We start from the raw sequence: 7,971 nt of genomic DNA on the forward strand, positions 1-7,971 counted from the left end.
CTAGAACTCATAAGGATTCGCGGGAGTAGGGATTTCTTTGGCGTTGGTGGCGTTGAGGACTAATCTTCGTTCTCCGTTGAGTTCTTCGGTGGCCATGATGCCTTGAATTTCCAACCAACTATCCGGGGGAAATTGTTCTCGGGTTGAGGGGAGTTTTACGGGCAGTCCGACGGGATAGGCATCAACGGCACAACAAGTAATCACAAAGCGAGAAATGAGTAAATAATTATCGGGCAAACCATCTAAATGAATGACGAATCCGGTGACATTGGCGGGCAGATCGGTGTAGGCATCGGGTTCGGGGTAAGCGTTAAGGGTGCGGATCCAATCCATGAGGGAGCGCTCTTCCGGTTTAATTTGAGCGGCAAAGGATTGCACTTGAGTGCGGGTAAAAGGGAGTGATTCGCTGATGCCGCGTTGTAGGGCGGTATCGCTGGCGAGAACTTTGGGGGTTATGAGGAGTCCGGCGATCGCCGTCCCGGCGAGCAGTGCGGTGGCGAATCCGGGAGGAAAGAGGGTAATGTGGCGAACTTCGGGTTCTCTTCTGCCGCCGCGTCGGAGTTGTTTGAGGAGTTGCCATGTCCTAATCAAACTCAGGGCGATGAGCAGAATCCCCGAACCTAAAACTAAGCTGAAATAATTGGGATGAATGAGCAATTGCAATTGACCTGTGAGGCGATATTTGACCATTAATAAGCCCCAATTGAGCAAGGCAAAGACATCGAACCACGGTAAAAACTGGGTATAAAAAGTTTTAAAGTTAAAGGGACTCTTGCCGTTCCTTTGGGGGCGTGGAGGACGAGGAAGTTTGGCTTTTAATCCCAGAATTCGTTGTTTGAGGTTCTGTAGTTTTTTCATAGCGATCGCCTCTTACTCAATGACCGATAATCGGGGTTAGAAAAAATAACTGTAGGAGAGAGTGAGAACAAAGGTTAATTGCGCCGCGATCGCAAACAAATAAATAATAATTCGCGGTTTAAAAATAGAGAGCATCAACCCGATCGCTTTAATGTCGATCATGGGGCCGAAGACCAGAAAAGATAAGAGAGAGCTCGTCGTAAAAGCTGAGGCAAAAGCCAATACAAAAAAGGCATCAACGGTGGAACAAATGGAAACGACCGCCGCTAAAAACATCATGGCTAGAATTGAGGTGATGGGGTCTTGTCCCCAATTTAAAATCAATTCTCGTGGTGCTAAAACTTGAATACTGGCAGCGATCGCGCTTCCCACGACTAACATTCCTCCCAATTCGCGGATTTCTTGGATGGCATTGTCGAGAAATAAGCGTAGTTTGTTGCGATCGAAGGTTTTGGCTTTCTCTTTGTTTGGCTGGGCTACCAATTGTGCTTCTTCCATTAGCACGGGGCTTCCCGATTTCTCTAATAAAAATGTTCCCGATCGCAATAACGGTGGCGTATTTTTGTTATCGCGATCGCTGCGAGAAGCCGCGTTTCTACTATTAATCGCCCGCTTGGCCAATTCCGGCTGCATGAGGGGGGTGGGGTCTTTCTGAAAGCTAAAAATCCAGCCGATAATCGTAGCGATAAAAAGGGAGAAAATAACCCGCCAAAGCACGATTTCTGGTTGATCGCGAAAGGCGACCCATGTAGACCAAATCACAATCGGGTTAATCGTCGGGGCGGCCAGCAAAAAACCGATCGCTACGGCTGTGGGTGCGCCTTGGGTCAGTAAGCGTCTGGCAACGGGTACGTTACCGCATTCGCACACCGGAAATAAAAATCCGACACAACTGCCCACAAATGACCCCAAAAGCGGGTTTTTGGGCATTCTAGCGATTAATTGCCGTTCGTCCACAAAAAACAGCAAGGCACTCGAAAGCAATACTCCTAATAACAGAAAGGGTATCGCTTCCACCAGCAAGCTGAGAAAGAGGGTAAAGGCGTTATACAGTTGGCTCATCGACAAGGTTTGGGTGTGAGGTTGCCCGCGATCGGGGCGTGAGAAGGGATCTTGCAAGGATTCCTTTAGGCGTGTTCTTTATTTTACAGATGCGGGCGCAATTTGAAGCGTTTGCAGATAAATTAGCAAGGGTATTTTGCGGGAAATCGCAATTCTTTTCCTCAATAAAATTGCGGGGATCGAAGCCTTGGGGAAAAATATCCCTCAGTTTGCTGAGTTTATTTTAGGTTGCGATCGCTTCTCATCGAGAAAACTGTTATCTTAACAAAGAGAAAAGCAATTTTGCGATCGAGTAGGGTGTCATATCGCTTTCGCTAATGGAAGTTAAGAAAATAAATCGGTAATTTGTGGAACAGGCATTTTGCCTGTTTTCCGCACCGGAACCCCTCCTCAAAGAAAATGATTAAAAATCTTACACCAGAACAAGAACAACTGATTCCCGTTTATCAAGAGAAGTGGCGTAAAATAGCTTTTTCGACAGAAGCGATCGATATGATAAGATAAAATATAGTTATTTTTGGCAAATATATATGACAAATACAGTTAAAAATCAGCATTATGTTCCTCAATATTATTTAAAGCGTTTTTCAGAGAACAATGGGAAATTATATATATTTGAAAAATTCACTAAAAAACTATTAACGAATCATCCAACAAATACAAAAAACATAGCTCAAGAGAGGTATTTTTATGATTTTAATAATCAAAATAAAAGTAGAAACGAACAGAAAGTAGATTCATTTATAACTGAACTAGAAAAAATAGAACAAAAATTTTACTCAGGATTGATAGAAAAAATTACTGAATCGACTAAAAATGAAGCTAAGAATACGGAAATAATATTGACTGAAGACGAAAAAAAAGATTGGGCTATATCAGTTGCATTCCAAGCACTCAAAACTAGAAAATTTAGAGAGAAATATTTTGAAGTATGCCAAACTATTATAGATGCGGGTTTTATTTCAACATATTCATCAAATGAATTACAAAATGGAAAAAATATATTAGAGTCTCAATATTCGATCCAAATCGATCAATCGGAGCTTGATGAAGTAAAAAAAATGATATCTAATGAAATAACTAATCATATCAATGATATTTATAATAACAAGCTAGCTGTAGTTCATGCTCAAGTTATGTTTAAGCGCTATCAAGAGTTGGCCAATACTTTCAGCAATCATATCTGGCGAATCGGAATAAACCATACAAGATTTCCTCTGGTGACTTCTGACAATCCAGTAGCACAAAAGGCTCACGGTTCTTGTTTAGGCTATGCTGCGGAAGGAATTGAGTTGGTTTTTCCAATAACACCAAAGATAATACTTGTTATGCTCGAATCAAAATATTTCAAAGAATTCAAAAAAAGTGAAAACCAAATATTTTTTCTTACAGACAAAGAGGTTAATTATTATAATAGCTTACAAGCTTTTTCAAGTTATAATTTTATCTTTAGTGGACAGAAGAAATTTAAAATCATAAAAAAAGCCTGTGAAGAGTTAACCGTTTAATAGAGAAATATCCAAAACTCAGATTTCCACTATTCAGTAGCTAGCTGAATATCAAACAACAACTTAGTACGATAAAAACAAACATCAAAAGCTAGGAAAAAATTAGTTTGTCCTAGAATCAGAGTATCGGTATTTTTTGCCCATGCAAATGCTAATTGAACGGGTTCAAAATCCGCAATTTTCGCTGTCGCAAAGAATGGAATTGCTGGCTGACTACTTAAATTTCCTGCTAGTCGAATAACTGCTTGGCTATCGTCCCATATAGCACCTAATTGAATACCAATTTCGTAAGGCAAAACACTCACTGTTGCACCGCTATCAACCAAACCGATCGCTTCAACTGTTCGATCTTCATGCTGTAGGAGAAGAGGAAGTCGAGGTAGGCTATCGAATTCGTTTTGAGTGGGATGACTTGTAGAATATTGAAACTGTACCATTATGCCAACTCATTTTGCTTGCTTGGGCATCGCGTCCATGAGAATTGAACCCGCACCAAAACAATTATAGGGTGTTGGAAGACAGTAAGTTTTTCCCGTTTCTAGGGGTGTAATATCTTTCTCTGCATTTAACTCATCCGTCAGAATTTGCATGAGTGTTAGTTTTTCTGTTTTAGAAAGCTGCTGCACTGCGGGCAGTATTTCAGTTAGTGTCATAGTTTTACGCGTTCGTTTATATCTCCTGTGGGAATTGAGGCAATAAGTTGACGAGTATAATCGGTTTGAGGATTTTCGTAAATCTCATCAGCTTGGTCAATTTCTTCAATTTTACCGCGATTCATGACCATAATCCGATCGCTCATAAATTTCACCACACTGAGATCGTGAGAAATGAAAATATAAGTTAAACCAAACTCAGATTGTAACTCTTTTAATAAGTTTAAAACCTGTGCTTGAACTGAAACATCTAACGCGGAAACCGACTCATCGCAGATAATAAACTTAGGATTGAGTGCCAAAGCCCGAGCGATACAAACACGCTGCCTTTGTCCTCCAGAAAACTCGTGCGGATAGCATTTCATGTCATTAGCTGATAATCCGACTCGTTCCAATAAATAAGCAGCGCGATCGCGTTGTTCTTTGCGATTTTTACCAATCCCATGAACCTGTAATGGTTCCATAATTGCTTTACCGACACTCAAACGAGGATTGAGAGAATTATAAGGATTTTGGAAAATAATCTGCATTTCTCTTCGCAGCCGACGCAAACGCTTTTTAGAGATTTGTGTAATCGAATTGCCAGAAAAAACAATCGTTCCTTTTAATTCTGGTGTGAGGCGTAATAATGTTCGCGCAAGGGTCGATTTTCCACAACCAGACTCTCCTACTAATCCTAATGTTTCTCCTTCATAAACTTCGAAAGAAATATCATTTACGGCTTTAAGATATTGTTTGGTTAACCCCAAAACTCCTTTTAAAGGAAAGCCAACGGTTAGGCGATCGACGGAGAGGATAGGTGTGTTATTTGTTGTGGGTTGTGAGTTATTTTTGGTTCGGGAAAGGTTTACGGGAATATCTTTGACTTTTTCTCGGATAATAACTTGACCGTTTTCTCCGGTTTCTACTTCCATAAAATCGGCAACGGTCGGTAAGAATTCAACCTTAATATCTAAGCGGGGACGACAAGCCAAGAGACCTTTAGTATAGGGATGTTGAGGGGTGTGAAAAATCCGATCGCGATCGCTATATTCCACAATTTTTCCTTGGTACATGACGGCAATGCGATCGGCAACCTCCGCAATTACCCCGAGATCGTGGGTAATAAAAATCATCGACATTTCCCGTGCTTTACACAAGTCTCGCAATAAATTCAAAATAGAGGCTTGCACCGTCACATCAAGGGCTGTAGTAGGTTCGTCGGCAATTAATAGGGTAGGATTGCAGGAAATCGCCATAGCGATCGTGACCCGTTGCAACTGTCCACCGGAGAGTTCGTGAGGATAGCGCTTGAGAAAGGCTCTTTTGCGATCGTTCACTTCTCGCATGAGATCTCGTTCTCCGATCGCCTCTTCCCCTCGTTCTTTAAGTTCGTCGGTTATGGCTTCCCGCAATTCGTCATCAGAAGACAGCAGGCGAACTTCTTGTAACGATAAAATTGCCCTTCTCCTTGCTTCAGAGGGAGAGACTTCTTGATGTAAACGAATGGCTTCAGTGAGTTGAAAACCAATATCATACACGGGGTTGAGGGCGGACATGGGTTCTTGAAAAATCATCGCGATCGCGCCGCCGCGATACTCTCGCCGCTTCTCTTCCGAGAGTGTCTGTAAATTGACGGGATCTTCTCCGGGTTCCCGACAAAACCAGATTTCCCCTTCCGTAATTTTACCAGGATAGGGAATTAAACCGAGAATTGCCAGAGAAGTCACGGACTTTCCCGAGCCCGACTCGCCGACAATGCCGAGAGTTTGACCGCGATCGATTTTAAAATCAATACCATCGACAGCAATAACAGGATTATCTTCAGTAAAAAATTGGACTCGTAGGTTGCGAACGTTCAGAACAGTATCGGTCATGCGATTTTAGGTGTTAGCGCGAAAAAAAATTCAGAATGATTTTAACAATTTAGCACCCCAAACCCTGTATCTTGAACAGCAATTGTGCGATATCGATCTTAATAAAAAAGGGGATTCCCCTATCTTCAGTTATCTTTAGTTAATTCACAAAGAAAATGGTACAAACCGTGACGACAGAAACAAACTGGCCGGATTTTCTCCAACAACTTCTCGATAAGCAATCTCTTTCCCAAATTCAAGCCTCGCAATTGATGCAAGGTTGGCTAAAAGAAGAGATTCCTGCTGTTCTTTCCGGTGCTATCTTAGCAGCAATTCAAGCCAAGGGCGTATCGGCGGAAGAATTGGCAGGAATGGCACAGGTTTTGCAATCTCAGTCTTTGCAACAGGATGCGATCGCTCACGATCGCCCGGTTATCGATACTTGCGGCACCGGGGGAGATGGGGCGCATACGTTTAATATTTCGACATCGGTGGCGTTTGTTTGTGCGGCTGCGGGGGTTTCCGTGGCGAAACACGGCAATCGATCGGCTTCGAGTAAGGTGGGGTCTGCGGATGTTTTAGAGGCGCTTGGAGTCCATTTACAGGCGCATCCAGAGAAGATTCGGGCAGCTTTGACAGAGGTGGGAATTACTTTTCTTTTTGCCCCGGGTTGGCATCCGGCGATGAAAGCTGTCGTCCCGTTTCGCAAGACTTTGAAGGTGCGGACGGTGTTTAATTTATTGGGTCCGTTGGTGAATCCTTTACGTCCTACGGGGCAGGTTATTGGGGTATTTGACGGGCAATTCGTGCCGAGAATGGCAGAAGCATTGAAGATGTTGGGAATGTCAAAAGCGATCGTGTTACACGGGCGAGAAAAGCTGGATGAAGCGGGTTTGGGAGATGTGACGGATCTGGCGATGGTGACTGAGGGGGAAACGCGATCGCAGGTTCTCGATCCGCAATCTTTGGGCATTACCCAAGCCTCTTTGGAACAATTGCGAGGGGGAGAAATTGACGAAAATACAGACATTCTCCGTAATGTTTTACAAGGGAAAGGCACCCAAGCACAACAAGATGTCGTGGCTTTAAATGCGTCTTTGGCGTTGCAAGTGGGGGAGGTCGTGCCATTTTTAGATCATGAGAAAGGAGTAGAAAAAGCGCGGGAAATTCTCCAAAGCGGGGCAGCTTGGTCGAAGTTGGAGGAGTTGGTTAAGTTTCTGGAAAGTTAGTTTAGAGGAAAGTGCGATCGCGCCTTATTATTGAGAGAGGTAAGAGGTGCGATCGCACAATACATCAAAATCAAATATCTCGAAACATTTTTCTTTTTCATTTATTGAAGATTAGCAATGAAAGCCTACGAAAAAAACCTCGATCGCTTTTTATCTCAAAGTGAAACACAATTTGTCATTCCGATTTACCAAAGAAATTATGATTGGGAACATTCGCAATGCAAACAGCTTTTAGATGATATTTTTTCCTTGGGAGAAGATGACGATCTCAATGCTCATTTTATTGGCAGTATTGTTTATATCCATGATGATGTCTATTCTACCGGAGAAATAACAGAATTAACGATTATTGACGGGCAACAGAGATTAACGACTGTAACTTTAATTTATTTAGTTCTCTACCAACTTGCCAAAGAACTTGGAGATGAACAATTAGTTAGAAAGATTAATCAAACTTATCTGATTAATGAATTTGCTGCTGAAGAAGAGAAACTAAAATTAAGACCAACAGCAAATAACGATCGCGCTTTGAAACATCTCCTATATAATGAATCTCAAGATGGATATTTGGAATTCTCTCGCGTTATTGATAATTTCAACTATTTTAAATCGAAAATATCTAAGGATAATTATGAGATTGTTCGTAAGGGATTAAAAAAATTAATGTTCGTCCAGATTTCTCTTGAAAGAGGCAAGGACGATCCGCAAAGAATTTTTGAAAGCCTGAATTCAACAGGATTAGAATTGTCTCAGGCAGATCTGATTAGAAACTATATAGCAATTCCCTAATTCATGAGGTACAGTAGCAGCAATGAGTGTACCAATT

At 42.0% G+C, this 7,971-nt stretch carries 8 protein-coding genes; 3 read left to right on the plus strand and 5 right to left on the minus strand.

Features of this window, described 5'->3' with window-relative positions:
* Both AC6RV6_RS22110 and AC6RV6_RS22115 read right to left on the minus strand, forming a co-directional pair.
* Positions 1-858, minus strand: a complete 858-nt coding sequence (locus tag AC6RV6_RS22110; RefSeq protein ID WP_500243045.1) for a TIGR03943 family putative permease subunit — start codon at positions 856-858, stop codon at positions 1-3.
* Between the two features lie 36 nt (positions 859-894).
* Complete coding sequence (locus AC6RV6_RS22115) at positions 895-1,920, minus strand: permease (RefSeq protein WP_500243046.1); 1,026 nt, start codon at positions 1,918-1,920, stop codon at positions 895-897.
* 530 nt (positions 1,921-2,450) lie between these two features.
* Between AC6RV6_RS22115 and AC6RV6_RS22120 the strand changes: the two genes are divergently transcribed.
* On the plus strand, positions 2,451-3,428 hold the full coding sequence (locus tag AC6RV6_RS22120; RefSeq protein ID WP_500243047.1) for a DUF4238 domain-containing protein: 978 nt from the start codon (positions 2,451-2,453) through the stop codon (positions 3,426-3,428).
* A gap of 29 nt (positions 3,429-3,457) precedes the next feature.
* On the opposite strand, the gene AC6RV6_RS22125 is transcribed toward AC6RV6_RS22120, so the two are convergent.
* From AC6RV6_RS22125 to AC6RV6_RS22135, 3 genes are read right to left on the minus strand one after another with little or no spacing between them, the layout of a single operon-like run.
* On the minus strand, positions 3,458-3,865 hold the full coding sequence (locus tag AC6RV6_RS22125) for a hypothetical protein (RefSeq protein ID WP_500243048.1): 408 nt from the start codon (positions 3,863-3,865) through the stop codon (positions 3,458-3,460).
* Between the two features lie 9 nt (positions 3,866-3,874).
* Positions 3,875-4,081, minus strand: a complete 207-nt coding sequence (locus tag AC6RV6_RS22130; RefSeq protein WP_500243049.1) for a hypothetical protein — start codon at positions 4,079-4,081, stop codon at positions 3,875-3,877.
* On the minus strand, positions 4,078-5,937 hold the full coding sequence (locus AC6RV6_RS22135; protein ID WP_500243050.1) for an ABC transporter ATP-binding protein: 1,860 nt from the start codon (positions 5,935-5,937) through the stop codon (positions 4,078-4,080). Before AC6RV6_RS22135 ends, AC6RV6_RS22130 begins: the two co-directional genes overlap by 4 nt.
* 155 nt (positions 5,938-6,092) lie before the next feature.
* Between AC6RV6_RS22135 and trpD the strand changes: the two genes are divergently transcribed.
* Both trpD and AC6RV6_RS22145 read left to right on the plus strand, forming a co-directional pair.
* The gene (trpD, locus tag AC6RV6_RS22140; RefSeq protein WP_500243051.1) at positions 6,093-7,145 is read left to right on the plus strand and encodes an anthranilate phosphoribosyltransferase; all 1,053 of its coding nucleotides are present in this window, start codon (positions 6,093-6,095) and stop codon (positions 7,143-7,145) included.
* Positions 7,146-7,262: 117 nt separating this feature from the next.
* The gene (locus tag AC6RV6_RS22145; RefSeq protein ID WP_500243052.1) at positions 7,263-7,934 is read left to right on the plus strand and encodes a DUF262 domain-containing protein; all 672 of its coding nucleotides are present in this window, start codon (positions 7,263-7,265) and stop codon (positions 7,932-7,934) included.
* Positions 7,935-7,971: the final 37 nt, after the last annotated feature.

It is taken from the genome of Spirulina sp. LEGE 11439, from assembly GCF_059821285.1.